A 25,861-nucleotide genomic window follows, 5' to 3' on the forward strand; every position below is an offset into this window, starting at 1 on the left:
AGAAAGAGGTCATTCTATGGGAATTGAAGAACAATTAGGCGAAATCGTTATCGCCCCACGTGTACTTGAAAAAATCATTGCAATCGCTACAGTTAAAGTTGATGGTGTCCACTCTTTTTCAAACAAATCAGTATCTGACACCCTTTCAAAACTTTCACTCGGCCGTGGTGTCTATCTAAAAGAATCTGAAGAAGAGCTAACAGCTGATATCTATCTCTATCTTGAGTATGGTGTCAAGGTTCCTAAGGTTGCAATGGCTATTCAAAAAGCTGTAAAAGATGCCGTTCGTAATATGGCTGATGTTGAACTCAATGCTGTGAATATTCACGTTGCTGGTATTGCACCAGATAAGACACCAAAACCAGCATTAAAAGATTTGTTTGATGAGGACTTCCTCAATGACTAGTCCATTATTAGAATCTAGACGCGAACTACGAAAATGTGCCTTCCAAGCACTGATGAGTCTTGAATATGGTTCTGATATTGAAACAGCTTGTCGCTTCGCTTATACTCATGATCGAGAAGACGACGAGGTAAAACTCCCTAGCTTCCTAATCGATCTTGTATCTGGTGTTCAAGCTCAAAAAGAGGAACTAGACAAACAAATCACTCAGCATTTAAAGTCTGGTTGGACGATTGAACGTTTAACCTTAGTTGAAAAGAATTTATTGCGTTTGGGAGTTTTCGAAATCACTTCATTTGATACTCCTCAACTCGTAGCTGTGAACGAAGCTATTGAACTTGCAAAAAGCTTTTCAGATCAAAAATCAGCCCGTTTCATCAACGGACTGCTCAGCCAGTTTGTAACTGAAGAAAACTAACTATAGAAAAAGTGTTTGACTATTATCAAACACTTTTTTACTACACTTCCATCGAAACTTGGAGTCCAGGTTAACAAAAAAGCTAGAACTTATAATAGTTCTAGCTTTTTTATGTTTTTAATATTTTCTAAAGCGTTGGTAACGATCTTCAATGAGTTGATCTAGTGGCAGTTTACCAAGTTCATCAAGTTCTGCTCGGAGTTGTTCTTTGACTTGCTTGATCAGATCTTTACTTGATAGGCCCACCTCAGAAATAACCTTATCTACAATCTTCATATCTAGCAATTCGAAAGAAGTAATTTTCATCAACTCTGCAGCTTCCATGGCACGACTGCCATCCTTCCAAAGAATAGAAGCAAAGCCTTCAGGACTGAGAACTGCATAGATCGAGTTTTCTAACATCCAAACACGGTCTGCTACTGCTAGAGCTAGGGCTCCACCAGAACCACCTTCACCGATAATAATGGCAATAATCGGCACCTTGAGGTCGCTCATCTCCATAAGGTTACGAGCAATAGCTTCACCTTGACCACGCTCCTCTGCTCCAACACCAGGATAGGCACCTGCAGTGTTGATAAAGGTTACAACAGGACGGCCAAATTTTTCAGCCTGCTTCATCAAGCGAAGGGCTTTTCGATAACCTTCAGGATGAGGTTGTCCAAAGTTACGGTTAAGATTATCTTGTAAGCTTTTACCTTTTTGAATTCCAACAACAGTTACTGCTTGGTCTCCCAACCAACCGATACCACCAATAACAGCACCATCATCTCGGAAAGAGCGATCACCATGGAGCTCTACAAAGTCATCAAATATTCCTGTTGCGAAGTCCAAGGCAGTTAAGCGGGTTTGTTCACGTGCTTCTCTGACGATTTTTGCAATATTCATCAACAATCCCCCTTATGTAACCTTACTAATCGAGCAATCATATCTGGCAATTCTCTCCGTTTAACAATCGCATCCACAAAGCCATGTTCTAACAAAAACTCTGCCTTCTGGAAATCCTCTGGCAAATCTTCCCTTACGGTATTTTCAATGACACGGCGTCCAGCAAATCCTACCAAACTTTGAGGCTCTGCCAAGATGATATCACCCTCCATAGCAAAGGAAGCTGTAACACCACCAGTTGTTGGATCAGTAAGGATTGTTAGGTAAAAGAGACCTGCATTAGAATGACGTTTAACTGCTGCAGAGATTTTAGCCATCTGCATCAAACTCATGATTCCTTCTTGCATACGTGCTCCACCAGATGCTGTAAACAGGACGACTGGTAATTTTTCAGCTGTCGCGTATTCGAACAAGCGAGTGATTTTCTCACCAACGACCGTTCCCATAGACGCCATGATAAAGTTGGAGTCCATGATTCCGAGGGCTACCTTTTCCCCCTTGATCAAAGCAGTTCCTATAACAACAGCCTCATCAAGCCCTGTTTTTTCACGCATAGAGGCTAATTTTTTCTGGTAGCCTGGAAATTCCAATGGATCCTGCGTCTCAATTCCTGTAAACATCTCTAAGAAGCTTCCCATATCAATGGTTAAAGAAAGACGCTCTTGTGCTGAGATACGGAAGGTATAGCCACAGTGAGGACAAATACGCTCACTCCCTAAATCTTTTTGGTAAATGGTGTGTTTACAACCTGGACATTTTGAGAAGAGTTCGTCTGGAACCTCAGGTTTAGCTTGGGGCTTTTCTCTAAGTGAACGATTGGGATTAATTCGTATATATTTATCTTTTTTACTAAATAGAGCCATACATCCCCCTTTTCAGTCTCATACTCTTTTTATATTATTCTTTTTCTTGATAGTGTGGTAAGAAAGTTTCCATCAAGAATGAAGTATCGTAGTCTCCTGCTATCACTCGACGATCAGAAATCAAATCGAGCTGAAAATCAGCATTGGTGACAACCCCTTCAATTTCGAGTTCATAAAGAGCTCGTTGCATTTTCATAAGTGCATCAAATCGATTTTCACCATGAACAATAATTTTAGCAATCATACTATCATAGTATGGCGGAATGCTATAACCAGGATAAACTGCAGAGTCAACACGCAAGCCCACACCACCACTTGGTAGATAAAGATTGGTAATCTTCCCTGGGCTTGGTGCAAAATTAAAGGCTGGGTTTTCTGCATTGATACGGCACTCAATGGCATGTCCTTTTAGAACAATGTCTTCTTGTTTCAAAGTCAATGATTGACCCGCTGCGATACGGATTTGTTCCTTGACAATATCTACACCTGAAACAAATTCGGTTACCGGGTGTTCCACTTGGACACGCGTATTCATCTCCATAAAGTAGAATTTGCCACTTGCTTCATCTAGTAGGAATTCAATCGTACCAGCATTTTCGTAGCCTACAGACTCCGCTGCACGAACTGCCGCAGCACCAATTTCATTACGAAGGGTTTTTCCAATAGCAATCGAAGGACTTTCTTCTAAAACCTTTTGGTTATTCCGTTGAAGCGAACAGTCACGCTCACCAAGGTGAATAACATGTCCCATTTGGTCAGCAAGAATCTGTACTTCAATATGGCGAGCAGGATAAATCACACGCTCAAGGTACATAGCTCCATTACCAAAGTTGGCTTTGGCTTCACTAGAGGCTGTTTCAAAGGCTGACACAAGATCTTCTGCTTTTTCAACCTTACGAATCCCTTTTCCACCACCTCCAGCTGAAGCTTTCAACATAACTGGATAACCAATTTTTTCAGCAATAGCAAGAGCCTCTTCTGCTGTATGGACCTCTCCATCTGATCCTGGAATGACAGGCACGTTTGCCTTAATCATTTGAGCAAGGGCGTTAATTTTATCTCCCATGACATCCATGACACGGGCTGATGGTCCGATAAATTTGATCCCAACTTCTTCACACATGGTTGCAAATTTGGAATTTTCACTTAAAAAACCAAATCCAGGGTGAATAGCTTCAGCTTCAGTCAAGACTGCAGCTGATAGGATGGCATTGATGTTCAGATAAGATTCTGTAGCCTTCCCAGGGCCGATACAGATAGCCTCATCAGCCAAAAGCGTGTGGAGAGCTTCCTTGTCAGCAGTCGAATAGACAGCGACTGTTGCAATTCCTAATTCTCGTGCCGCACGAATAATACGAACAGCGATTTCACCACGATTGGCAATTAAAATCTTACGAAACATGGAAAACCTCCCTAGTTTCCAATAGCAAAGGTTAGAGTACCGCTTGCTGCAAGCTTACCATCTACTTCTGCCTTCGCTTCTACTACGGCGATTGTGCCACGACGCTTGACAAAAGTTGCTGTCATGACAAGCTGATCACCAGGAACAACTTGTTTCTTAAATTTCACTTTGTCCATACCAGCATAGAAAACAAGCTTCCCTTTGTTTTCAGGTTTTGATAATTCCAAGACACCTGCTGTTTGTGCCAAAGCTTCCATGATCAAGACACCTGGCATTACAGGATAGGCTGGAAAGTGTCCGTTGAAGAAAGGTTCATTAATCGTTACATTTTTAATAGCAACGATTGTATCTTCACTGACTTCCAAGACACGATCCACTAAGAGCATCGGATAGCGGTGGGGCAAAGCTTCTTTAATTCCTTGAATATCAATCATTTGATACGTACCAAGCCTTTCCCGAACTCAACCATTTCTTCATTGGCAACAAGAATTTCTGTTACGACACCATCTTTAGGTGCTGGAATTTCGTTCATGACCTTCATAGCTTCGATGATGACCAAGGTTTGGCCTTTTTTAACAGTATCACCAACTGAAACAAAATTAGGTTTATCAGGTCCGGCAGCCAAGTAAGCAACTCCGACAAGTGGACTTTCTACAAGGTCTCCTTCAGCTACAGACTCAGTAACACTTGATTCTGAAGCTGCTTCTGCAGCTGGCGTTGTAGTTGGAACTTGTGGTGCAACTGTAGGTGTAGTTGCTGGAACCACAGGTTGAGGTGTTGGACTTGTTTCTGCAACAAGTTTTGCTTCATTCTTACTGAAGACCAACTCATCCGTTCCATTTTTATAAGAAAATTCTTTCAAGCTTGACTGGTCAAATTGTGCCATCAAGTCTTTGATTTCATTTAAATTCATCTTTACTTATTCTCCCAACGTTTGAAAGCAAGAACTGCATTATGTCCACCAAATCCAAAGGTATTTGAGATAGCATAAGGAATTTCACGTTCCACTCCTTGCCCATAAATTACGTTTGCTTCAATGTAGTCTGATAATTCTGTTGTTCCAGCTGTCATTGGAACATAGTTGTTACGAATTGCTTCAATTGTTGCAATGGCTTCAACTGCACCTGCCGCACCGAGCAAGTGTCCTGTAAATGACTTGGTTGAAGATACAGGTACTTCCTTACCAAGAACCGCTACAATCGCTCCACTTTCTCCTTTTTCATTAGCTGGAGTTGATGTACCGTGGGCATTGACATAGGCTACTTGGTCTGGTGTAATCTCAGCTTCATCCAAGGCAAGTTTGATAGCTTTAATAGCCCCTTGACCTTCTGGATGTGGTGAAGTCATGTGGTAAGCATCACAAGTGTTACCATAACCAACAACTTCGGCAAGGATAGTTGCTCCACGTTTTTCTGCGTGCTCTAAGCTTTCAAGAACCAACATACCTGATCCTTCACCCATGACAAATCCATTACGGTCTTTGTCAAATGGAATAGAAGCACGAGTTGGATCTTCTGTTGTTGAAAGAGCTGTTAAGGCTTGGAAACCTGCAATCGCAAATGGAGTAATAGATGATTCTGAACCACCAACCAACATGATATCTTGGAAACCAAACTTGATAGAACGGAAGGCATCTCCGATAGCATCATTTGATGAAGCACAAGCTGTATTGATAGATTTACAGATACCATTTGCACCAAAGCGCATAGCAACATTTCCTGCTGCCATATTTGGCAAGGCTTTTGGAAGTGTCAATGGTTTTACACGTTTTGGTCCTTTTTCGTGAAGTCGAAGGACTTGATCTTCGATTTCTCTGATTCCACCGATACCTGATGCAACAATGACACCAAAGCGATCTTTATCAAGCGCTTCTACGTCAAGATTTGCATTGTTCACCGCTTCTTGAGCTGCATACAAGGCATATAAAGAATAATCATCGAAACGATTGGTATCCTTTTTTACAAAGTATTTGTCAAACGGAAAATCGTTAATTTCTGCTGCATTATGAACATCAAAAGCGCTGTGATCAAACTTAGTGATTTCACCAATTCCAATGTTTCCATCTTTTAGATTGTTCCAAAATTCTTCTGGTGTGTTCCCGATTGGAGATGTTAATCCATAACCTGTTACTACTACTCGATTTAGTTTCATTTTCATACCTCTATTTTAACTCTTATTGCATGGTTAGTCCACCATCAATTGCAATGACTTGTCCCGTTAGATAATCTTGACTTGCAAGAAAGGCTGTGACCTCTGCGACTTGCTCAGCTTGGCCAAATTGTTTCATCGGAATTTGTGCTAACATAGCATCTTTCACCTTATCAGATAGAACCGCAGTCATGTCTGATTCGATCATTCCTGGAGCAATGGCATTGACGCGAACATTTCGATTGGCAACTTCACGTGCTACTGATTTAGTAAATCCAATCAGACCAGCTTTAGAAGCAGCGTAGTTTGCTTGACCGATATTTCCCATCAAACCGACAACACTCGACATGTTGATAATGGCACCTTCACGTGCTTTTATCATCTGTTTCAAAACAGCTTGTGTCATATTGAAGGCACCTGTCAAATTGATTTTCAAGACCTTCTCAAAATCTTCTTCTGTCATCTTCAGCATGAGGGTGTCTTGAGTAATCCCAGCATTATTCACTAGGACATCAACTGAACCTAGTTCTTCAATCGCTTGATCCACCATGCGTTTTGCATCTGTGAAGTCTGAGACATCACCAGAAATAGCAAGTACCTTCACACCATATGGTTTAAACTCGTTTAGAAGCTCCTCGGAGATTTCACCACGACTATTCAAGACAACGTTGGCTCCCAAGCTGGCAAATTTATGAGCAATGGCGAGACCAATTCCTCGACTTGAGCCTGTAATAAAGACATTTTTCTGTTCTAGTTTCATTTTTCTCCTTTCAGAACTTCTACTATTTTGATCTAATTTTCTAAGAGTGCTTGTAAACTTGCTTGATCTTCAACATTTGCAAGTTGAGCAGTTTTATCAATCTTTTTGACGAATCCTGACAAGACTTTTCCAGGACCAATCTCGATAAAACAAGTGACTCCCGCTTCTTTCATGACTGCAATGCTCTCATAAAAACGAACAGGTTCCTTAACTTGACGAGTCAAGAGTTCTGCAATTCGTTCTTTTTCCATGACCTTTGCTTCTGTATTACCAACAAGAGGACAAGCAAAATCAGAAAATTCAACTGCTGTCAGGGCTTGTGCTAATTTTTGACTTGCAGGCTCCAATAAAGCTGTATGGAAAGGTCCAGAAACATTTAGAGGAATCAAGCGTTTTGCTCCCGCTTCCTGCAAAAGTTCAACTGCACAATCTACTGCAGCTACCTCACCACCGATAACAATCTGGCTTGGAGTATTGTAGTTAGCTGGAGTCACAACGCCAAATTGAGAAGCATCTTGACAAGCTTGTTCAATAACTTCAACTGGAGTATTGAGTACGGCTACCATTTTACCAGACCCAGCAGGTGCCGCTTCTTCCATATAAGATCCACGCTTAGCAACTAGTGCCACTGCATCCTCAAAATTCAAAGCGCCACTAGCTACAAGGGCTGAATATTCTCCAAGCGACAAACCTGCCACCATATCAGGCTGGTAACCTTTTTCCTCTAGAAGTCGGTAAATCGCAACTGAAGTAGCCAAAATAGCTGGTTGTGTGTAGCGAGTCTGATTTAACTTTGCTTCATCATTGTCAATCAAATCACGGAGATCATAACCCAAGACTTGGCTAGCTTGATCGATTGTTTCCTTGACGATAGCATATTGGTCATAGAGCTCGCGACCCATTCCTAGGTATTGAGCTCCTTGACCTGCAAATAGAAAGGCTGTTTTAGTCATTTCTTGTAACTCCTGCCCAACGAGCAGCTTCTGATTGAATCTTTTCAGCTGCACCGTAGTAGATATCTTTTAAGATTTCTTCAACAGTTTCTTCTTTAGAAACCAAACCTGCAATCTGGCCGGCCATTACTGAACCGCCATCCACATCACCATGGACAACAGCCTTAGCTAAGGCTCCAGCACCCATTTGCTCAAAAATTTCCAAATCTGGATTTTCTTGTTTAAAGGCATCTTTTTCAGCTTGCTCGAAATCACGAGTCAATTGGTTTTTGATGGCACGAACTGCGTGTCCAAAATGTTGTGCTGAAATCGTTGTATCAATATCTCGGGCTTTTAAAATTTTAGCTTTATAGTTTGGATGAGCATTAGATTCTTTAGCAACTACAAAACGAGTTCCCACTTGAACAGCTTCTGCACCAAGCATAAATCCAGCTGCAGCTCCCTCGCCGTCTGCAATACCACCTGCAGCAATTACAGGAATTGAGACTGCCGCTGCAACTTGACGTACCAAGGTCATGGTTGTTAATTTACCAATATGTCCGCCGGCTTCCATACCTTCAGCAATGACGGCATCTGCACCGATTTTTTCCATGCGTTTCGCCAATGCAACACTAGGAACTACAGGAATAACGGTAATTCCAGCATCATGGAATCGCTCCATGTATTTGCTTGGATTTCCTGCACCAGTTGTGACTACCTTAACCCCTTCTTCAATAACGAGGTCAACAATATCATCTACAAATGGAGATAAGAGCATGATGTTGACACCAAAAGGTTTATCTGTTAAAGATTTAATCTTATCGATATTAGCTTTAACAACTTCTTTAGGTGCGTTTCCTCCACCAATGATTCCGAGACCACCAGCTTTTGAAACAGCTCCAGCCAAATCGCCATCTGCCACCCAGGCCATTCCACCTTGGAAGATAGGATATTTAATATTTAATAGTTCAGTGATACGTGTTTTCATATTGCCTCCATAAGTCTTGCTTACGTAATAGTTCGACCTTATTATAATTTGACGATCAAACTATTACCTAAACAAGAGGGAGCGGGTCTCCCCTACTCCTTCTTTATTTATTCTAATTATTTTGTTTGCTCTTCAACGTAAGCAACCAAGTCGCCAACTGTTTTCAAGTTGTCTTCAGCTTCGATTTGGATATCAAAAGCGTCTTCGATTTCTGAGATTACTTGGAACAAGTCCAATGAATCTGCATCCAAATCATCAAAAGTAGATTCAAGTGTTACTTCTGATGCATCTTTTCCAAGTTCTTCAACGATAATTTCTTGTACTTTTTCAAATACTGCCATGATAGACTCCTTTAAAATAAATAGTTTTTTTTATAACAATGTGATCACCACATGATTACCTAAATTGTAACAATAAGTGTGCCCCATGTCAAACCTCCACCGAAACCTGACAAGAGAATTTTTTGGCTACCATCTAAATTGATGAGCCCTTCTTCTACACACTCAGAAAGTAAAATCGGGATACTTGCCGCACTGGTATTTCCATACTTCATCATATTAGCAGGAAGTTTGTCACGATCGACACCGATTTTTCTAGCCATCTTTTCCAAAATACGAATATTAGCTTGATGAAGCAAGAGATAATCGAGTTCATCTGCTGATATTGGACTTTTTTCGATGGTCTGTTTAATAGATTTAGCCACGTCTCGAATTGCAAAGTCAAAAACTGCTCTCCCATCCATTTTTAAGAAAACATCTGGTTCTTCTTGAATCGAAAATGGTGAAATCAATCCTGTCTTTCCATAGGTGAGACACTCACCACGAGAACCATCGCTATTGAGACTTTCTGCTAAGAAATGTTCTTGATCACTTGCCTCAAGTAGCACTCCGCCAGCTCCATCTCCAAACAAGACAGCTGTTGAGCGGTCAGACCAGTCCAAAGATTTTGACATGGTCTCACTACCGATAACAAGACCTTTTCGATATGTTCCTGAAGAAATGAACTTTTCTGCAGTTGATAAGGCGAAGACAAATCCACTACAAGCGGCTGTTAAATCATAAGCAAAAGCCTTATGAGCGCCGATTTTGGCCTGAACACGAGCAGCTGTTGAAGGCATCATCGAGTCAGGTGTCATAGTAGCCAGAATAATGAAATCTAGCTCTTCAGCAGAAATCCCTGCCTTCTCTAGAAGTTGCCTTGCAACCTCTGTCGCTAAATCTCCTGTTGATTCTGTCTTAGAAATATGACGTTCTTTAATCCCTGTCCGACTTGAAATCCATTCATCACTCGTATCCATGACCTGAGCCAAGTCCTCGTTTGTGACAATCTGCTCTGGAGCATAATGAGCGACCTGGCTTATTTTTGCAAAAGCCATTATTTCAAATCCTCCAAAAAGTGATAAAGATTAGTCAACCCTCTACCCATAACATCCATTTCCTCAGGGCTCATTCCTTCGATAATTCTTTCGACCATGGCCTTATGGAAACGTTTATGGAGACGATGTACAAGGCGACCTTTCTTTGTCAAATGTAGATGTACTACACGACGATCCTGATCTGAACGAATCCGTTCGATGTATCCTTTTCGCTCCAGATTGTTTAAGCTCGTTGTCACAGTCCCTAGTGTTACCATCAACTCTTTGGAAACTTGACTAGGAGTCACTTCTGGATACTTACCGATAACATCAATCGTATGCATTTCTTTGATAGAGATATCTTTGAAACGACTACCTCGCAAACTTACTTCCTCGATCACTAGGACGTTGTTAAAAATTGATGTTAAATAGTCATTGACTTGTTGGTAGTCCATTTCTCTTCCCTCCTTACAAAAAAAGTTTTATAATCAAAACATTTGACTAGAAAAGTATATCAAACTTCAAAGAATTGTGCAAGCATTTTTTATTTCCCGACAAATTTTGGACGTCTTCTCTCAGAATGTGCACGTACACCTTCTTTAAAATCTTCTGTGTAGGATAGTGATTCTTGCAATTCTAATTCAAGTTTAGCGTATTCATGCCACTGTTTAAACTCACTTTCCCAAACAAGTTTCTTAATCGCAGCATAGGAATTTGAAGAACCGCGTCTCAACTTCTTCAACAATTGTTCTCTAGTTTTTTCTAATTGTTCACTAGTGCATAGGCGATACAAAGCTCCTGCTTCAAAGGCTTTTTCAGCGGTAAAGGCTTCGCCTGTCATTGCTAATTGAGTTGCTCGAGTTGCACCTAGAGATCGTGTAAGCAAGAATAAGCCACCTGCATCAGGAGCTAAGCCCACACCTACAAAAGCCTGGATGAATTTAGCTTTGTCAGATGCAATACAGAAATCAACTGCTAAGGCCATATTTGCTGTGGCTCCAGCAACTGCTCCGTCAACTTCCATGATGACTGGCTTAGGAATCTGTTTAATCTTATAAGAAATTGTATTAACCAATTCAGCAATTCGTGCAAGTGAAGCAATATCATCCTCATCGACAGCACGTTTCATCTCAACCAAGTCTCCACCGACAGAAAATACCTTTCCTGCTGCATTGATAAGAATAAATGAAACGGAATCGTCTTTTTCAGCCAATTCCAGTGCTTCTAAAATTTCTTCACACATAGGAATATGGAAACCATTTGCCACTTCGGGACGATTTAAAGTAATTGTTGCTAAATCGTCTTGAATTTGAAAGATAATATGATTCATAGCTACTCCTTTAATTTAAAAAGCTGATTAAATTATTTTATCTTCAAAGTATATCTTTTTATTTCTATTTTCACAAGCAAAAATCGATAAAAAGTGTATCAGCCGATTTTGTAAATATATTTTCTATCTTTAAAATAGTTTGGTTGATATAATCATGTCCAGACCTCTTACAAGAAGCTGGCTTTCCTATTGCAGATTGAAAAAAGACCTCCTTTCTGCTATAATCGTATAAAATACTATCTTAGGAGTTCTTATGAAAGTTGTAAAATTTGGAGGAAGTTCACTTGCCTCTGCAAGCCAGTTGAAAAAGGTTTTAGACATTGTAAAAAGTGATCCTGAACGTCGTTTTGTAGTTGTATCTGCACCAGGAAAGCGTGATGCTGAAGATACCAAGGTTACAGATGCTTTGATTAAATATTATCGTGACTATGTGGCAGGAAACGATATCAGTACTAGTCAAAACTGGATTATCGACCGTTACGCTGCAATGGTTAGCGAACTAGGACTTAAACCAGCTGTTTTAGAACGAATCTCTAAAAGTATCCGAGCACTCGCTACTCTTCCAATTGAAAACAACGAATTTCTTTACGATACTTTCCTCGCTGCAGGGGAAAATAATAACGCTAAACTAATCGCAGCTTACTTCAACCAAAATGGATTAGATGCACGCTATGTTCATCCACGAGAAGCCGGTATTGTTGTAACAAGCGAACCTGGTAACGCTCGTATCATTCCTTCAAGCTATGATAAAATCGAGGAACTCAATAACGGCACAGAAGTCCTTGTTATTCCTGGATTCTTCGGTGTCACAAAAGAAAACCAAATCTGTACCTTCTCCCGTGGAGGATCTGATATCACAGGTTCTATCATTGCTGCCGGTGTCAAAGCAGACCTTTACGAGAACTTTACTGATGTTAATGGGATTTTTGCGGCTCACCCTGGTATTATTCACAAACCACACTCAATCCCTGAATTGACTTACCGTGAAATGCGCGAATTGGCTTATGCTGGATTTTCTGTGCTCCATGACGAAGCTCTCTTGCCAGCCTACCGCGGGAAAATTCCTTTGGTTATCAAGAACACCAATAACCCTGACCATCCAGGAACTCGTATCGTACTACAACATAGCAGTGATAAATTCCCAGTAGTGGGAATTGCTGGTGACTCTGGCTTTGTCAGCATCAATATGTCTAAGTACCTTATGAACCGCGAAATTGGTTTTGGTCGCAAGGTACTTCAAATTCTTGAAGACTTAAATATCGGTTGGGAACATATGCCGACTGGTATCGATGACCTTTCTGTCATTTTGCGTTCACGTGAATTGACACCTATTAAAGAAGAAGAAATCCTTCGTCAACTTGTGCAAAAAGCAGAAGTCGATCATGCTGAAATTGAACACGACCTCTCTATCATTATGATTGTTGGTGAAAAGATGAAGCGTCATATCGGGGTAACTGCTACTGCTACTCGCGCCTTGTCTGAAAATAATATCAACATCCAAATGATGTCCCAAGGGTCTAGCGAAGTTTCTATCATGTTCGTTGTTCAAAAAGACCAAGAAAAAGCTGCCATCAAGGCTCTCTACCAAGCATTTTTCGGTGAAAGTAAGGAAGACTAAACATGGCACAATCTCTCAACAAAGTCATTGACCTACAAACAACTGGAACTTCCTATCTTTCCATTTCAGGAAAGGTCGGAAAATTCCTTGTTGGAGATCAAGCACTAGAATTTTACGCAGACCGAAATGTCGAGGATTATATTCAAATCCCATGGTCTAGCGTTAATCAAATCGGAGCCAACGTCTCGGGACGTAAGGTCAGTCGTCATTTTGAAGTCTTTACAGACCAAGGAAAATTCCTCTTTGCCTCAAAAGACTCTGGAAAAATCCTTAAAATTGCTCGTGAAAAGCTAGGCAATGACAAGGTTGTTAAGCTACCTACCTTACTTCAAATCATTGGACGTAAAATTAAAAATCTATTTGCAAAAAAATAGAAACTTTAGTATAATCATAGAAACGGATAAGTAGGTTAAGTTGATCTTTCAGAAAGTCTGCGGGTGCTGTGAGCAGATAGAAAACTTAAGTGAAATTCTACCGTTGTTGCAAACTAAATACATAATCAAGTGCACACCTGTGAAGTTGGATGGAACCGTGGCCCTGCCACTCCAACGCTTTGTCAGGTGTGCTTTTTTCATAAAGGAGTTTATATGCTAGATATTAAACGAATACGTACAGACTTTGATGCTGTCGCTAAAAAACTCGCTACACGTGGTGTAGACGCTGCTATCTTGAACGAGATGAAAGAGATCGATACAAAACGTCGTGATATCTTGGTCAAGGTTGAAACGCTTAAAGCGGAACGTAATACAGTTTCTGCTGAGATTGCTCAAGCTAAACGCAACAAAGAAAATGCAGACGATAAAATTGCTGCCATGCAAGCTCTCTCTGCCGAGGTCAAAGCTCTGGATGCAGAATTGGCAGAGATCGATGCGAAATTGACAGAATTTACCACAACTCTTCCCAACATCCCTGCTGATAGTGTTCCTATCGGTGCTGACGAAGACGATAACGTAGAAGTTCGCCGTTGGGGAACTCCTCGCGAGTTTGGCTTTGAACCAAAAGCTCACTGGGATCTTGGAGAAGACCTTGGTATTCTTGACTGGGAACGTGGTGGAAAAGTCACTGGAGCTCGTTTCCTCTTCTATAAAGGACTTGGAGCTCGTTTGGAACGTGCTATCTACAACTTTATGTTGGATGAGCACGGAAAAGAAGGTTACACTGAAGTTATCACACCTTACATGGTCAACCATGATTCTATGTTTGGTACTGGTCAATATCCAAAATTCAAGGAAGATACGTTTGAATTGAAAGACACAAACTATGTCCTCATTCCTACAGCTGAGGTTCCTCTGACCAACTACTACCGTGATGAAATTCTTGACGGAAAAGACTTGCCAATCTACTTTACCGCGATGAGTCCATCTTTCCGTTCTGAAGCTGGTTCAGCTGGTCGCGATACTCGCGGTTTGATCCGTTTGCACCAATTCCACAAGGTTGAAATGGTGAAATTTGCTAAACCTGAAGAATCATACGAAGAATTGGAAAAGATGACAGCTAACGCTGAAAACATCCTTCAAAAACTCAACCTTCCATACCGTGTGGTAGCTCTCTCTACAGGAGATATGGGCTTCTCAGCAGCAAAAACTTACGACTTGGAAGTGTGGATTCCTGCACAAAATACTTATCGTGAAATCTCAAGCTGTTCAAATACAGAAGATTTCCAAGCTCGTCGTGCCCAAATCCGTTACCGTGATGAAGCAGATGGAAAAGTGAAACTCCTTCACACTTTGAACGGTTCTGGACTTGCTGTTGGACGTACCGTTGCTGCTATTCTTGAAAACTATCAAAATGAAGATGGTTCTGTGACCATTCCAGAAGTTCTTCGTCCATACATGGGTGGAGCTGAAGTTATCAAACCATAACTAATTGAATGCAAAAAGAGGAAGCTGAACTTCCTCTTTAGAATTTACAAGAAAGAAAAACAGGTAGAAATAAAGATTTCTACCTGTTTTTTTATATTTCTTAGTAACCACCCATCATAGATGGATCCATTGCTGGAGCTGGGGCTACTGGTTCTGGTTTGTTAGCTACAACTGCTTCGGTAGTCAAGATGAGACTTGCTACTGAAGCTGCGTTCTGAAGGGCTGAACGGCTTACCTTAACAGGATCAATGATTCCCGCTTCAATCATATTGACCCATTCACCTGTTGCAGCGTTGAAGCCAGTCCCAAGCTCTGCATTTTTCAAACGATCAATAACAATTGAACCTTCATAACCTGCGTTGTGGGCAATTTGACGTACAGGCTCTTCCAAGGCACGAAGAACAATATTGCGACCTGTTGCTTCATCGCCTTCTAATTCCAAGGCAGCGACAGCTGAGATAACATTAACAAGGGCAGTACCACCACCTGCAACGATACCTTCTTCAACAGCTGCACGAGTCGCATTAAGGGCGTCTTCGATGCGGAGTTTCATTTCTTTCAACTCAGTTTCAGTTGCAGCACCAACCTTGATAACTGCTACCCCACCTGACAATTTGGCCAAGCGTTCTTGGAGTTTTTCACGGTCGAATTCTGAAGTTGTTGTTTCAATTTGTGATTTGATAACAGCGACACGGTTAGCAATTGCTTCAGGATTTCCCGCACCTTCTACAATAACAGTACTATCTTTATCTACAGTCACTCTCGCTGCTTGACCAAGCGCTTCAATAGTAGCATCTTTCAATTCAAGACCAAGATCTTCTGTGATAACAGTTCCGCCTGTCAAGATAGCGATATCTTCCAACATAGCCTTACGACGGTCCCCAAATCCAGGCGCTTTAACAGCAACTACGTTGAAAGTTCCTCGAATCTTGTTCAAGACAAGCGTTGGGAGGGCTTCACCGTCAACATCATCTGCAATAATCAAGAGTGGACGGCTACTTTGAAGAATGCTTTCTAGAAGTGGCAAGATTTCTTGGATATTTGAGATTTTCTTGTCAGTGATTAAAATGTATGGATTTTCAAGGTCTGCAACCATTTTTTCATTGTCAGTGACCATGTACTGTGATAGATAACCACGATCAAACTGCATTCCTTCTACAACTTCTAGCTCTGTTTCCATACCACGTGATTCTTCAATAGTGATAACTCCATCTTTGCCAACTTTTTCCATGGCTTCAGAGATGTACTCACCAACTTTTTCAGAGCGAGAGGATACGGCAGCTACTTGTGCGATTGCTTCCTTGCTTGATACTGGAATGGCATTGTTCTTCAAGGCTTCAACAGCTGCAGCAACCGCAGTTTCAATCCCACGACGGATACCGATTGGGTTTGCGCCAGCCGTAACATTTTTGATTCCTTCACGAACGATGGCTTGGGTCAAGACAGTTGCAGTAGTTGTCCCGTCACCAGCAATATCGTTAGTTTTAGAAGCTACTTCTGATACCAATTTGGCACCCATATTTTCAAAATGGTCTTCTAGTTCAATTTCTTTAGCGATTGTCACCCCGTCATTGGTAATCAATGGTGAACCAAATGATTTTTCAAGAACGACATTACGTCCTTTAGGGCCTAAGGTTACTTTAACTGTATCAGCTAGGATATCAACCCCACGTACCATTGCTGAACGTGCATCAGATGAAAATTTAATTTCTTTTGACATACTTACTTCCTCCTATTATTCTTCAACGATTGCTAAAATATTAGCTTCACCCACGATGATATATTTTTCATCACCATCTTTGACATCAATACCTGCATGAGCTTCAACTAAAACTTGATCTCCAACTTTTACACTTGGAGCAACAAGTTCACCACTCAAGGTACGAACACCTTGTCCAGTAGCTACAACTTTAGCTGTTTTTGTTTTTTCTTGGGCTGAACCTGCAAGGACAAAGCCTCCAACAGTTTGTTCTTTTTCTTCAATTTTCAAGACCACGCGGTCTCCTAATGGTTTCAACATCTGCTTTCCTCCATAATCCAATCATATTTTTAGCACTCTTTATACACGAGTGCTAAACCATAGTTCTATTGTATCACTTGGTCAAAAATAGTCAAGAAAAAAGTCTGATTTATAGCATAAAAAGAGTTCGAGAAAACTCTCAAACTCTTGTCATTTTAAAAAGGAAGTTCCTCCTCTTCCAAAACTAAATCTGCTAAGTCTTGACCAGCATTATTTTCACGCATAGCACGTTGGGCGCGACTTTCCAAAAGTTGAAATCCTGTAGCGAGAACTTCGGTCACATAGTTGGTCTGACCATTCTTCTCAAACTTACGAGTACGGAGCTCCCCATCGACAGAAATGAGACTGCCTTTAGTCGCGTAGCTAGCCAAGGTTTCAGCCAATTTCCCCCAGACAACAATATTGATGAAGTCCGCTTCACGTTCCCCGTTTTGATCCTTAAAACGACGGTTAATAGCAATCGTCGCACGAGCTACAGACTTGTCATTGTTGGTTTTGTGCAATTCGGGTGTAGACGTCAAGCGTCCAATCATAATCACTTTATTATACATTTTTCATCCTCCTACTTATCTATTCGAAGGAAATCAAAAAAAGTTACAACATTTGTAACTTTTTTAATAATAATATTAATCTCTGTGAATCGTAAATCCAGTAGCTTGTTGATTGGCCATGATGGTCATATCTGTGATTTGCACACGACGAGGTTGACTGGTCACATAAACCACTGCATCAGCGATATCTTGTGCCTGTAAGGCTTCAAGCCCCTGGTAAACAGTCGCACCCCGTGCTTGATCTCCATGAAAACGTACCTTAGAAAAATCCGTCTCTACAATTCCAGGTTGAATAGTGGTCACCTTGATATCTGTCGCAATTGTATCAATCCGAAGCCCATCTGAAAAGGTTTTGACTGCAGCCTTGGTTGCTGAATAGACTGCTGCACCCGCATAGGAATAAATACCTGCGGTTGAACCCATGTTAATGATATGACCTTGATTGGCAGCTACCATGGAAGGCAAGAGACAACGAGTAACAGCCATCAAGCCCTTGACATTGGTATCCAGCATGGTCAGCATATCCAACTCTTCATAGTCCTGATAGGGAGCTAAGCCTAAAGCAAGTCCAGCGTTATTAACTAGGATATCTATCTGACCTATAGTTGCTAGAATATCTGAACAAACAGTCTTGACCATATTCATATCGGTCACATCTAGCGGAAAGGTCCAAACATTTTGATTCGGAAAGGCTTCTGCAAACTCTGCTTTGAGAGCTTCAAGTCTTTCTGTTCGACGTCCTGTGAGAACAATATTTTCACCTTTTTCTAGATAGGCACGCGCGATTGCTTCACCAATACCTGATGTTGCACCTGTAATCACTACATTTTTTGCCATCTTACTTTCTCCTATCTAGTTTAATAGATACTCGTTACCAATTAAACTGTCCAGTGTTTAGCCGGATCGAATGGAGTTCCAACAACTTGGTCTTCTGACAATTCAATAACACCACGCTTTTGCGGAGCATTTGGTAAGGCAAGTTCACGAGGACTACACATCATCCCAAAACTCTTTTCACCACGAAGTTCCCCTGGAAAAATAAGATTGCCTTTTGGCATCATCGCACCTGGAAGAGCTACAATGGTTTTCAAGCCGACACGCGCATTAGGAGCACCCGCCACGATTTGTACTGTTTTGTCATTTCCAACAGCAACTTGGCAGATATTCAAATGGTCACTATCTGGATGTGCAACCATCTCTACAATTTCTCCAACGACAAATTTTGGTTCCTTGTCATTGATGATTTCTTCAGTAAATCCTTGAGCCTGTAGTTCTTGATTCAAACGAGCCACTTGGTCGTCTGTTAGAAATACTTGACCACGATTCTCAATCTCAAACAAGCTAGAAACTTCAAAAATATTCCAAGCGACAGTTTCAGCAGTTTCCCTTAGAAAAACACGCGCCACATTGCCTTTACTCTCAGCATCTAGCTTGGCGTCACCACTGTTTTTCACGATGACCATAAGGACATCGCCTACATATTCTTTATTGTATGTAAAAATCATTCTTTTCTCCTATTTCAATCCTGCTAAAAAGTGATTAATCTCTTCCTTAGTTTTACGGTTACGATTGACAAAGCGCCCAATCTCCTTGTCCTTGTCTAAAACAACAAGACTTGGAATCCCGTAAACATCCCAAAGTTTAGCAAGTTCCATGTATTCATCTCGGTTGACTCGTATAAAAGTAAACTCTGGATTGGTCTCTTCAATCTCTGGCAAAGCGGGATAGATATAACGGCAATCGCCACACCAATCCGCAACAAAAAGGAAGACCTTCTTGCCATCCTGCTCTACTAAATCCGCTAATTCTTCTAAACTCTTAGGAGAAATCATAAGACTTCCTCCTCGTAGATGATATCTTCATCTTCATAGACAAAGGTATAGTGACGATCATCCTCAAAAATGACACCGCCAACGAGACGTTCTAGGCTGCTTTCGTATACTTGAACATAGATAGTCGCGATTTCACCCATATCTGAAAAGTAGTCACGCACAATCGCAGTCAACTCTTCCTGCGTCTTCATGAGCTTGTGCTCATCAGCTACTTTCTTTGCTCCAAAAGCAAGTGCTCCAAGACCTACTAATGCCAAACCTGTTTTAATGATATTTTTCGTTTTCATGCTAACATTGTAACACAAAAAGGTTCTAGGAACAATGAAAAAGGGAGTTGAACTCCCTTTTCTAATTCCTAAATTTTAATAATGTCTCTCACCAAATAAATCTTCTGGCAATTCATGGAACCCCTTGCCTGCCTTGAAATTTTCAAACTTACCAAGTAAGAACTGATAGGCATCCAAGCGACTTTCGTAGCGAATCATGGCATCTTTAGCACGCTCATCTTGATCTTCTTCATAGACTTTTTGGCTTTCTTTGAAGGCCATATCGTTAATCATGATTTGGGTATTGACCCAAGCTTCAAATTCTTTCATAAATTCTTGTTCGTAACTCATTGTCTCTCCTTATTCTATTCCTCGATAGTAGTCTGTATCAATCTCACGGTAAGGCTGGATATCCTGAACATACTCCAAGACTCCTTGAAACTCTCCGTCTTCATCGTGTACCGCAGCATAGGTGATATGGACAAACTTGCCCCGTGACTCCGACTTGAACCACATCTCATACTTGTCTTTTTCCCCCTCACGAAGACCTTTCATAATGGCCTTTACCTTTTCTAGGTACTTGGGTGGGTGACAAAGCTCAACATTTCGCCCGACTTGGGATGGTGTCCGTTTGAAAATCATTTCATCTGCTAGCGTATTGTCATTGTAATACTGGAAGATATCATCCTTATTAACAAAGGTAATCTCCATAGGCAGATGATTGAGGATAAGATTGGCTTGTTCAACCGAGAGATAACCGTTGCCAAAAGCCTGTTGACTATGACGGTCTAGAACTGTTTCCTTTTCCTTAGGTGTAAAGGTAATGGTAAACTGACCTTCTGGCGTATCAATGATCTTCTGAACTTGACCATCTGACTTATCTAACTGTACAGGCTCCTCTTCTCTTTTTTCCTCAACAAAGCTCTGACGTTCTGGAACCCATTTCTCAGACGGACGGATGATAGCATAGCCATAAGCATCACTTTCCTCGGCAATCTGAATCCAGTCATCTTGGGTAAAGGATTCGAGCAGAATCATGAGTAGGATGGACTCTTCCTTGAAAATCATACTCTCAAATTCTGTCGCAAAAGCTTCAAAAGCTTCCTTCACAGTGCTAATTGGTATCTCTGGTAAAGATTTAACAGATGATAAAGCTTTTTGATAGAGTTCCCTGATTTGGTCATCCACTCCCCACATGACCTTTGGAGGCGAGTCATGTCCATAACGCTCCATGATTGGAAAGAAGAGTTCTTCCTTGCGCTGGTAGTGACGGTCGAACTGGCCTACAAGTCCCATTTGGCGAACCAAACCCTTATGCATCTCCGCCAGCATTTCCTCGTCTTCCATAGATTCATATGTGTCTAACAATCTACGAACACGAATCAAGGCTGCACGTAGGGCTAGATTTTCATCCTTGAAGACACGCACAGGATGACCTGGATGTTCAGTATCCTCAACCTCAACACCCTTAACAGCATTTTTAAAAAGATTGGCATGGACATCACAGAGCTCCATGACATCCTCAAATGTTACACCTGAGTCTGAGTTCATCAGCTCATGTTCCATGAGAGAAATCTCAATGGCTGATACACCTGTGAAGGTTGCATCAAAGCGTTCCTGAACGGATTCAGGAGATGCTCCATGATGCAATTCTAATAAAATATCCCGAAGGACATGAATTCGTTCATCTGTCATTAGTCTAATCCAATCACTTCGTAACCATTTGCTTCAAGGGTTCGTACAATCTTGTCCATAGGAGTTCCTTCGAGCTTAGAACCTTGTTTGAGCGAAACCTTTCGACCTATAGTATTGCGCATCAAAGGATTTGCAAGAGGTTTAAAACCAAGCTCAACTAAAATATCTAAAACCTCTGGATGCTTGTCCACCACTTCCGCAACAGGAATAGATACATCAATAATATTATCCATCACAACCTCCATCATATTCTCTCGCTAGTTTTTCTTTTCTTATTATACCACAAGGATTTAGATAAAAAAACTAGCAGTACAAGCCTGCTAGTTTCTTCACATTACTCTGCTTCGATAATTTCTGCTTCTTTTCGAATTATCTCTACGTCCTTTTGATATTGAATTTCATTGTAATTGACTAGTTTGGATAATTCTCTTTGCAAACTTTTACCCATCGGTTTCATAGTTGTATAGGTTAAACCACCTGAAACGATACCTCCTAGAATCGGGATACATTTGCCTAGCCCTTTAGCAAAACCTCCCTTTGTCAGATTTACCCCAAAAATTTTCAAAACTTTTTCTAAAATGGGATACCACAAAGTCTTAGCTAAAGCCTTCTGGGGAACTGTCTTCATGATGTGTTTAGCAACTGAAACTCCACCAGATCGAAGGAGAGCTCCAGCGCTATTGACTCCAAGCATAACTCCGAGATAGAGCAAGAGTGTATTTTTGGCTTCTTCACTCAATTCATTTCGAGAAGCCCAAAGATCATCATAGCCATAAATATATCCCAATTCTTGCGCTAGTTTTAAGGAAAAAGCATAAAACTGAGCAACATCTGTTGGGATGGTGATTGCCAAAGCTAGACCACCTGGTATACCTGCAATTACAGAAGTACCACTTGCCAATAAGACATTATCCTTGATACAAGTATCGGCAACTTTATCTAAAGCATCTTGAGACAATAAGGCTGTTGGGCCCTCTTCTAATAATCTAGGAATATCCTTTGGATCCAATAGTTTGGAAAATTTATCTACTAAAAATTTTGACCGATCAACTTTGACAACAGGGAGTTTCACGACTTGTTGCAATACTTGCAAAGCTACATCTTGTTTAGACATCTTGTTTTTTTCTCTTCTTCTATCAATTTTGAACTATATCATATCACATTTATTCTAGAAAAGAAATTTTCTGAACTCATTTTTTCTTGATAAGCTTTTAGTAAAGCAGAGTCCTCGTTTATAAAACAAAAAAGAGGGTTCCCCCTCTTTCTTAGTTCTTATCCAGATTGCGTAGCATCTCGTCAATCTTGTTTCCATACTCGATGGATTCGTCTTTAACGAAAGTTAAGTCTGGAATTTTATACAATTTCAAATTACGACCAAGTTCACGTTTGATGGTTCCGGTTGCTTTTTCAAGTCCGATTTGAGCTTTTTGATTATCTGAGGCAAGGTTACTCAAAATAGTATAGTAGACCTTAGCTACAGATAAGTCACCTAGCATCTGAACATCTGTGATGGTCACTCCTTGGACACGTGGATCACGGACTTTCTTTTGTAAAATCTCATTGACTTCACGCTTGATTTCCATGCCCACACGGTCCGTACGGAAATGATTTCCCATGCTATTCCTTCCTCTCTATTGAACCAAAAGCTAGGCCAGCAGACCTAGCTATTTTTATTAGATAGAGGAACTAGAGCCATTTGAATCTAGGAAACAAGACTTAGATAGAACTAAGTGTTCATCAAGGCGCTGTTGACGACGAGTCAAATTGGCTAACGTTTCTCTATTATCTCTTAATTTCTTCCATGATGTATGCCTCAATCACATCATCAGTCTTGATATCATTGTAGCCATCAATCATGAGACCACCTTCACGGCCGTTTGTAACTTCTTTGACATCATCTTTATAGTGTTTCAAGCTTGCAAGTTCACCATCGTAGATAACGACTCCGTCACGAATAACACGGACTTTAGAGTCACGAGTAACTTTACCGCTAGTAACCATAAATCCACCGATTGTTCCGACTTTAGATACTTTGAAGGTTTCACGGATGATTGCTTCACCGATAACTTTTTCTTCGAATTCTGGATCAAGCATCCCTTTCATAGCTTCTTCCATCTCTTCGATAACCTTGTAGATAATGCTGTGGAGACGGATTTCTACATCGTCTGCTTCTGCTTGTTGACGAGCTTGTGGTGTAGGGCGTACGTTGAAACCAATGATAAAGGCATTTGAAGCTTCGGCAAGGGTGACGTCAGATTCATTGATCGCACCAACTGCTGAGTGAACGATGGTAACTTTTACACCTTCCACATCAATCTTTTGAAGGGAAGCATCAAGAGCTTCAACAGAACCTTGTACGTCAGCTTTGATGATGACGTTAACAGATTTAAGTTCACCAGCTTTAAGAGTGTCAAATAGATTTTCTAGGCTGACACGTTGAGTAGCTTGACGTTGCTTCATAAGAGCACGTTTAGCACGTTCTTCACCAGCTGCACGAGCAGATTTTTCATCTTCGTATACGGCAAAGTGGTCACCTGCCATTGGCGTTTCGTTCAAACCTGTGATAGAAACCGGAGTAGATGGTCCAGCCACCTTCACACGACGTCCAAGGTCATTGGTCATGGCACGTACACGACCGAAGGTATTTCCGACAACGATTGGGTCTTGAACGTTCAAAGTACCTTGTTGTACAAGGAGGGTTGCAACCGCACCTTTTCCTTTATCCAAGCGCGCTTCGATAACAGTACCGATGGCACGAACTGTCGGATCTGCTTTAAGTTCTTGGATTTCAGCCACAAGAAGGACAGTTTCCAAGAGTTCATCGATATTTTGGTTGAATTTGGCTGAGATTTCTACAAACTCAGAATCTCCACCCCAAGCAGTTGACATAACACCGTGTTCAGCCAATTCACCGATTACACGTTCTGGATTGGCACCTGGTTTATCAATCTTGTTAATGGCAACGATGATTGGAACATTAGCCGCTTTTGAGTGGTTGATAGCTTCGATAGTTTGAGGCATAACCCCGTCATCTGCCGCTACGACCAAGATGGTAATATCAGTAACAGAGGCACCACGTGCACGCATAGAAGTAAAGGCCGCGTGTCCTGGTGTATCGAGGAAGGTAATCTTCTTACCATTTTCTTCGATCTGGTAGGCACCGATATGCTGAGTGATACCACCTGCTTCTCCTGTAGCAACACGTGAATTACGTAGAGTATCCAAAAGTGTTGTTTTACCATGGTCAACGTGTCCCATGATGGTTACAACTGGTGGACGCTCAACCAACTCATCTTCATTGAGGTATCCATCTTCCACGAAGAAGCGTTCGATATCAGCATTATCCACTTCAACCTTTTGTTTAGCTTCAATTCCGTAATCAACCATAAGGAGTTCAATTGTTTCTCCATCCAGAGATTGGTTTTGAGTGGCCATTACGCCCATCATAAATAGTTTCTTAACAATCTCAGCTGGTTCACGTTTGATACGTTTTGCGATTTCCGCAACAGTCATACCATCTGTATATTCAAATTCTGTTGGCAATTCATGGAATTTACGCTCTGTAACAGGTTTTGGAGCCTGGTTACGGTTGTTTTGTTTGTTACCTTTTTTATTTTTCTTATTGTTATTCCAGTTACTATTTCTTTGATTTCTCACTTGATTCTGACTACTTCGATTCTTTTGTTGTTTTCTAGGACCATCTTCTTCACGATCGTAATCATCACGATCTTTGTCTGGTCGGGCTTGTTTTTTACGACGTATATCCACTACAGGCTCTTTGACTACAGGAGCTACTTCAACCACTTGCTGAGTTTGTTCAGCTAGCTTAGCAGCTTCTTCAAAGATTTCCTCTGGTTCTTTGCGTTTATTAACTTGAGTTAAAGCTTCTTTAGCTGCTTGTGACTGTTTGAAGCGTTCCTCGCTTGAACGTGCGTATTCGGCATTTTGCTCCGCCTTCAGGGCTGCTGCACGAGCCTTGAAATCAATACGTGGGCCAGCTTGGTTCGGACGATTGTCCGCTTGTTGGCGGCGATCGTTCCCACGATTTCCTTGACCTTGCTGTTTCTTGGCTTGATCATTAAAACGACGGTTGTCGCGGTTTCCTTGACCTGGTTTTCCACCATTACGGTTCTCATTCTTTTGGCGGTTGCCATTTTGTTGTTGGTCACGGTTGTTGCCCTTGTTTTGCTTGCGTCGCTCTGCTTGCTCTTTTGCACGAGCTTCACGCTCTGCCTTGAAGTTTCGGCTTTGTGGTCTAGCAGCTACTACTTTCTCTTCCTTAGGAGCTACTGGTGTTTCAGATTTCTTTTCTACCTTCGCTTCACTTGCTTTTGGTGCTACAGGTTTTGCTTTTGCTTTAGGAGCAGCAGGCTTAAAGCTAGCAACGATTTTTTCAGCAGCATCAGCTTCAACGCTTGACGAGTGGCTCTTCACCTCCAAGCCCAACTCTTTTGCACGCGCTACAACTTCTTTACTTTCTTTTCCAAGTTCTTTTGCGATTTCGTACAATCTTTTCTTAGACAAATCATGTCCT

At 41.2% G+C, this 25,861-nt stretch carries 31 protein-coding genes; 5 read left to right on the forward strand and 26 right to left on the reverse strand.

Annotation, left to right across the window (positions count from 1 at the left end; genetic code table 11):
- Positions 1-16 precede the first annotated feature (16 nt).
- Both ACXYSK_RS05355 and nusB read left to right on the forward strand, forming a co-directional pair.
- Positions 17-406, forward strand: a complete 390-nt coding sequence (locus ACXYSK_RS05355) for an Asp23/Gls24 family envelope stress response protein (RefSeq protein ID WP_458625315.1) — start codon at positions 17-19, stop codon at positions 404-406.
- Positions 399-821: a transcription antitermination factor NusB gene (gene nusB / locus ACXYSK_RS05360; protein WP_004251901.1), complete on the forward strand. Its 423-nt coding sequence runs from the start codon at positions 399-401 to the stop codon at positions 819-821. The genes ACXYSK_RS05355 and nusB overlap by 8 nt, the downstream gene beginning before the upstream one ends.
- Positions 822-938: 117 nt before the next feature.
- Here nusB and ACXYSK_RS05365 read toward each other — a convergent pair whose 3' ends face one another.
- From ACXYSK_RS05365 to ACXYSK_RS05425, 13 genes are all read right to left on the reverse strand, one after another.
- Entirely contained in the window at positions 939-1,706 is a 768-nt protein-coding gene (locus ACXYSK_RS05365; RefSeq protein WP_414254355.1) for an acetyl-CoA carboxylase carboxyl transferase subunit alpha, read from the reverse strand.
- Complete coding sequence (gene accD, locus ACXYSK_RS05370; RefSeq protein ID WP_458625316.1) at positions 1,706-2,569, reverse strand: acetyl-CoA carboxylase, carboxyltransferase subunit beta; 864 nt, start codon at positions 2,567-2,569, stop codon at positions 1,706-1,708. The genes ACXYSK_RS05365 and accD overlap by 1 nt, the downstream gene beginning before the upstream one ends.
- Before the next feature lie 34 nt (positions 2,570-2,603).
- Complete coding sequence (gene accC / locus ACXYSK_RS05375) at positions 2,604-3,971, reverse strand: acetyl-CoA carboxylase biotin carboxylase subunit (RefSeq protein WP_458625317.1); 1,368 nt, start codon at positions 3,969-3,971, stop codon at positions 2,604-2,606.
- A gap of 11 nt (positions 3,972-3,982) precedes the next feature.
- Positions 3,983-4,405 (reverse strand): 3-hydroxyacyl-ACP dehydratase FabZ, encoded by a 423-nt coding sequence (gene fabZ / locus ACXYSK_RS05380; RefSeq protein ID WP_006145014.1) that lies wholly within the window; start codon positions 4,403-4,405, stop codon positions 3,983-3,985.
- Positions 4,402-4,884 carry an acetyl-CoA carboxylase biotin carboxyl carrier protein gene (gene accB, locus ACXYSK_RS05385; protein WP_235083809.1) on the reverse strand — a complete coding sequence of 161 codons (483 nt, stop codon included), beginning with the start codon at positions 4,882-4,884 and terminating at the stop codon, positions 4,402-4,404. The genes fabZ and accB overlap by 4 nt, the downstream gene beginning before the upstream one ends.
- A gap of 2 nt (positions 4,885-4,886) precedes the next feature.
- Positions 4,887-6,122: a beta-ketoacyl-ACP synthase II gene (fabF, locus tag ACXYSK_RS05390; RefSeq protein ID WP_006150427.1), complete on the reverse strand. Its 1,236-nt coding sequence runs from the start codon at positions 6,120-6,122 to the stop codon at positions 4,887-4,889.
- 22 nt (positions 6,123-6,144) lie between these two features.
- Positions 6,145-6,879: a 3-oxoacyl-[acyl-carrier-protein] reductase gene (gene fabG / locus ACXYSK_RS05395; protein ID WP_235083807.1), complete on the reverse strand. Its 735-nt coding sequence runs from the start codon at positions 6,877-6,879 to the stop codon at positions 6,145-6,147.
- 32 nt (positions 6,880-6,911) lie between these two features.
- Positions 6,912-7,832 (reverse strand): ACP S-malonyltransferase, encoded by a 921-nt coding sequence (fabD, locus tag ACXYSK_RS05400; protein ID WP_458625318.1) that lies wholly within the window; start codon positions 7,830-7,832, stop codon positions 6,912-6,914.
- Positions 7,825-8,799 carry an enoyl-[acyl-carrier-protein] reductase FabK gene (gene fabK / locus ACXYSK_RS05405; RefSeq protein WP_006150194.1) on the reverse strand — a complete coding sequence of 325 codons (975 nt, stop codon included), beginning with the start codon at positions 8,797-8,799 and terminating at the stop codon, positions 7,825-7,827. The genes fabD and fabK overlap by 8 nt, the downstream gene beginning before the upstream one ends.
- Before the next feature lie 116 nt (positions 8,800-8,915).
- Positions 8,916-9,140: an acyl carrier protein gene (locus ACXYSK_RS05410; RefSeq protein WP_000257840.1), complete on the reverse strand. Its 225-nt coding sequence runs from the start codon at positions 9,138-9,140 to the stop codon at positions 8,916-8,918.
- A 59-nt stretch (positions 9,141-9,199) separates the two neighbouring features.
- Entirely contained in the window at positions 9,200-10,174 is a 975-nt protein-coding gene (locus tag ACXYSK_RS05415; RefSeq protein ID WP_458625319.1) for a beta-ketoacyl-ACP synthase III, read from the reverse strand.
- Complete coding sequence (gene fabT, locus ACXYSK_RS05420; RefSeq protein WP_006150311.1) at positions 10,174-10,608, reverse strand: fatty acid biosynthesis transcriptional regulator FabT; 435 nt, start codon at positions 10,606-10,608, stop codon at positions 10,174-10,176. Before fabT ends, ACXYSK_RS05415 begins: the two co-directional genes overlap by 1 nt.
- A gap of 89 nt (positions 10,609-10,697) precedes the next feature.
- A complete protein-coding gene (locus ACXYSK_RS05425) occupies positions 10,698-11,483 on the reverse strand; it encodes an enoyl-CoA hydratase (protein ID WP_458625320.1) in 786 nt (261 codons plus the stop codon).
- Between the two features lie 253 nt (positions 11,484-11,736).
- On the opposite strand from ACXYSK_RS05425, the gene ACXYSK_RS05430 reads away from it, so the two are divergent.
- The 3 genes from ACXYSK_RS05430 (at position 11,737) to serS (ending at position 14,963) form a co-directional block, all read left to right on the forward strand.
- Positions 11,737-13,101, forward strand: a complete 1,365-nt coding sequence (locus tag ACXYSK_RS05430) for an aspartate kinase (RefSeq protein ID WP_458625321.1) — start codon at positions 11,737-11,739, stop codon at positions 13,099-13,101.
- 2 nt (positions 13,102-13,103) lie between these two features.
- Positions 13,104-13,475: a DUF956 family protein gene (locus ACXYSK_RS05435; protein WP_458625322.1), complete on the forward strand. Its 372-nt coding sequence runs from the start codon at positions 13,104-13,106 to the stop codon at positions 13,473-13,475.
- 213 nt (positions 13,476-13,688) lie between these two features.
- Complete coding sequence (gene serS / locus ACXYSK_RS05440) at positions 13,689-14,963, forward strand: serine--tRNA ligase (protein ID WP_441348541.1); 1,275 nt, start codon at positions 13,689-13,691, stop codon at positions 14,961-14,963.
- Positions 14,964-15,063: 100 nt separating this feature from the next.
- On the opposite strand, the gene groL is transcribed toward serS, so the two are convergent.
- The 13 genes from groL to infB all read right to left on the reverse strand — a co-directional run bounded on the left by groL (position 15,064) and on the right by infB (position 25,851).
- Entirely contained in the window at positions 15,064-16,683 is a 1,620-nt protein-coding gene (gene groL, locus ACXYSK_RS05445; protein WP_458625323.1) for a chaperonin GroEL, read from the reverse strand.
- Between the two features lie 15 nt (positions 16,684-16,698).
- On the reverse strand, positions 16,699-16,983 hold the full coding sequence (gene groES / locus ACXYSK_RS05450; RefSeq protein WP_458625324.1) for a co-chaperone GroES: 285 nt from the start codon (positions 16,981-16,983) through the stop codon (positions 16,699-16,701).
- Positions 16,984-17,138: 155 nt separating this feature from the next.
- Positions 17,139-17,534, reverse strand: coding sequence for a single-stranded DNA-binding protein (locus ACXYSK_RS05455; protein ID WP_006144984.1), 396 nt, complete (start codon positions 17,532-17,534; stop codon positions 17,139-17,141).
- A gap of 75 nt (positions 17,535-17,609) precedes the next feature.
- The gene (locus ACXYSK_RS05460) at positions 17,610-18,371 is read right to left on the reverse strand and encodes an SDR family oxidoreductase (protein WP_458625325.1); all 762 of its coding nucleotides are present in this window, start codon (positions 18,369-18,371) and stop codon (positions 17,610-17,612) included.
- 41 nt (positions 18,372-18,412) lie between these two features.
- Entirely contained in the window at positions 18,413-19,039 is a 627-nt protein-coding gene (gene ytpR, locus ACXYSK_RS05465; RefSeq protein WP_458625326.1) for a YtpR family tRNA-binding protein, read from the reverse strand.
- A gap of 9 nt (positions 19,040-19,048) precedes the next feature.
- Positions 19,049-19,366, reverse strand: coding sequence for a thioredoxin family protein (locus ACXYSK_RS05470; protein ID WP_303943512.1), 318 nt, complete (start codon positions 19,364-19,366; stop codon positions 19,049-19,051).
- The gene (locus tag ACXYSK_RS05475; RefSeq protein WP_303943513.1) at positions 19,363-19,653 is read right to left on the reverse strand and encodes a DUF4651 domain-containing protein; all 291 of its coding nucleotides are present in this window, start codon (positions 19,651-19,653) and stop codon (positions 19,363-19,365) included. The genes ACXYSK_RS05470 and ACXYSK_RS05475 overlap by 4 nt, the downstream gene beginning before the upstream one ends.
- 75 nt (positions 19,654-19,728) lie before the next feature.
- Entirely contained in the window at positions 19,729-19,983 is a 255-nt protein-coding gene (locus tag ACXYSK_RS05480; protein WP_016466781.1) for a DUF1912 family protein, read from the reverse strand.
- A 9-nt stretch (positions 19,984-19,992) separates the two neighbouring features.
- Positions 19,993-21,327 carry a DUF438 domain-containing protein gene (locus ACXYSK_RS05485; protein ID WP_458625327.1) on the reverse strand — a complete coding sequence of 445 codons (1,335 nt, stop codon included), beginning with the start codon at positions 21,325-21,327 and terminating at the stop codon, positions 19,993-19,995.
- Positions 21,327-21,560 carry a DUF1858 domain-containing protein gene (locus ACXYSK_RS05490; protein WP_303943515.1) on the reverse strand — a complete coding sequence of 78 codons (234 nt, stop codon included), beginning with the start codon at positions 21,558-21,560 and terminating at the stop codon, positions 21,327-21,329. The genes ACXYSK_RS05485 and ACXYSK_RS05490 overlap by 1 nt, the downstream gene beginning before the upstream one ends.
- Before the next feature lie 101 nt (positions 21,561-21,661).
- On the reverse strand, positions 21,662-22,441 hold the full coding sequence (locus ACXYSK_RS05495; protein ID WP_458625328.1) for a hypothetical protein: 780 nt from the start codon (positions 22,439-22,441) through the stop codon (positions 21,662-21,664).
- 151 nt (positions 22,442-22,592) lie between these two features.
- Positions 22,593-22,943, reverse strand: a complete 351-nt coding sequence (gene rbfA / locus ACXYSK_RS05500) for a 30S ribosome-binding factor RbfA (RefSeq protein ID WP_006150303.1) — start codon at positions 22,941-22,943, stop codon at positions 22,593-22,595.
- Positions 22,944-23,109: 166 nt separating this feature from the next.
- Positions 23,110-25,851 carry a translation initiation factor IF-2 gene (infB, locus tag ACXYSK_RS05505; protein ID WP_458625329.1) on the reverse strand — a complete coding sequence of 914 codons (2,742 nt, stop codon included), beginning with the start codon at positions 25,849-25,851 and terminating at the stop codon, positions 23,110-23,112.
- Between the last annotated feature and the right edge of the window lie 10 nt (positions 25,852-25,861).

Source organism: Streptococcus sp. V919, assembly GCF_054353475.1.

Bases quoted from the DNA above. Each gene is read 5' to 3' on its own strand.
- ACXYSK_RS05355 (WP_458625315.1), top strand. From the start codon at position 17: ATGGGAATTGAAGAACAATTAGGCGAAATCGTTATCGCCCCACGTGTA.
- nusB (WP_004251901.1), top strand. From the start codon at position 399: ATGACTAGTCCATTATTAGAATCTAGACGCGAACTACGAAAATGTGCC.
- ACXYSK_RS05365 (WP_414254355.1), bottom strand. From the start codon at position 1,706: ATGAATATTGCAAAAATCGTCAGAGAAGCACGTGAACAAACCCGCTTA.
- accD (WP_458625316.1), bottom strand. From the start codon at position 2,569: ATGGCTCTATTTAGTAAAAAAGATAAATATATACGAATTAATCCCAAT.
- accC (WP_458625317.1), bottom strand. From the start codon at position 3,971: ATGTTTCGTAAGATTTTAATTGCCAATCGTGGTGAAATCGCTGTTCGT.
- fabZ (WP_006145014.1), bottom strand. From the start codon at position 4,405: ATGATTGATATTCAAGGAATTAAAGAAGCTTTGCCCCACCGCTATCCG.
- accB (WP_235083809.1), bottom strand. From the start codon at position 4,884: ATGAATTTAAATGAAATCAAAGACTTGATGGCACAATTTGACCAGTCA.
- fabF (WP_006150427.1), bottom strand. From the start codon at position 6,122: ATGAAACTAAATCGAGTAGTAGTAACAGGTTATGGATTAACATCTCCA.
- fabG (WP_235083807.1), bottom strand. From the start codon at position 6,879: ATGAAACTAGAACAGAAAAATGTCTTTATTACAGGCTCAAGTCGAGGA.
- fabD (WP_458625318.1), bottom strand. From the start codon at position 7,832: ATGACTAAAACAGCCTTTCTATTTGCAGGTCAAGGAGCTCAATACCTA.
- fabK (WP_006150194.1), bottom strand. From the start codon at position 8,799: ATGAAAACACGTATCACTGAACTATTAAATATTAAATATCCTATCTTC.
- ACXYSK_RS05410 (WP_000257840.1), bottom strand. From the start codon at position 9,140: ATGGCAGTATTTGAAAAAGTACAAGAAATTATCGTTGAAGAACTTGGA.
- ACXYSK_RS05415 (WP_458625319.1), bottom strand. From the start codon at position 10,174: ATGGCTTTTGCAAAAATAAGCCAGGTCGCTCATTATGCTCCAGAGCAG.
- fabT (WP_006150311.1), bottom strand. From the start codon at position 10,608: ATGGACTACCAACAAGTCAATGACTATTTAACATCAATTTTTAACAAC.
- ACXYSK_RS05425 (WP_458625320.1), bottom strand. From the start codon at position 11,483: ATGAATCATATTATCTTTCAAATTCAAGACGATTTAGCAACAATTACT.
- ACXYSK_RS05430 (WP_458625321.1), top strand. From the start codon at position 11,737: ATGAAAGTTGTAAAATTTGGAGGAAGTTCACTTGCCTCTGCAAGCCAG.
- ACXYSK_RS05435 (WP_458625322.1), top strand. From the start codon at position 13,104: ATGGCACAATCTCTCAACAAAGTCATTGACCTACAAACAACTGGAACT.
- serS (WP_441348541.1), top strand. From the start codon at position 13,689: ATGCTAGATATTAAACGAATACGTACAGACTTTGATGCTGTCGCTAAA.
- groL (WP_458625323.1), bottom strand. From the start codon at position 16,683: ATGTCAAAAGAAATTAAATTTTCATCTGATGCACGTTCAGCAATGGTA.
- groES (WP_458625324.1), bottom strand. From the start codon at position 16,983: ATGTTGAAACCATTAGGAGACCGCGTGGTCTTGAAAATTGAAGAAAAA.
- ACXYSK_RS05455 (WP_006144984.1), bottom strand. From the start codon at position 17,534: ATGTATAATAAAGTGATTATGATTGGACGCTTGACGTCTACACCCGAA.
- ACXYSK_RS05460 (WP_458625325.1), bottom strand. From the start codon at position 18,371: ATGGCAAAAAATGTAGTGATTACAGGTGCAACATCAGGTATTGGTGAA.
- ytpR (WP_458625326.1), bottom strand. From the start codon at position 19,039: ATGATTTTTACATACAATAAAGAATATGTAGGCGATGTCCTTATGGTC.
- ACXYSK_RS05470 (WP_303943512.1), bottom strand. From the start codon at position 19,366: ATGATTTCTCCTAAGAGTTTAGAAGAATTAGCGGATTTAGTAGAGCAG.
- ACXYSK_RS05475 (WP_303943513.1), bottom strand. From the start codon at position 19,653: ATGAAAACGAAAAATATCATTAAAACAGGTTTGGCATTAGTAGGTCTT.
- ACXYSK_RS05480 (WP_016466781.1), bottom strand. From the start codon at position 19,983: ATGAGTTACGAACAAGAATTTATGAAAGAATTTGAAGCTTGGGTCAAT.
- ACXYSK_RS05485 (WP_458625327.1), bottom strand. From the start codon at position 21,327: ATGACAGATGAACGAATTCATGTCCTTCGGGATATTTTATTAGAATTG.
- ACXYSK_RS05490 (WP_303943515.1), bottom strand. From the start codon at position 21,560: ATGGATAATATTATTGATGTATCTATTCCTGTTGCGGAAGTGGTGGAC.
- ACXYSK_RS05495 (WP_458625328.1), bottom strand. From the start codon at position 22,441: ATGTCTAAACAAGATGTAGCTTTGCAAGTATTGCAACAAGTCGTGAAA.
- rbfA (WP_006150303.1), bottom strand. From the start codon at position 22,943: ATGGGAAATCATTTCCGTACGGACCGTGTGGGCATGGAAATCAAGCGT.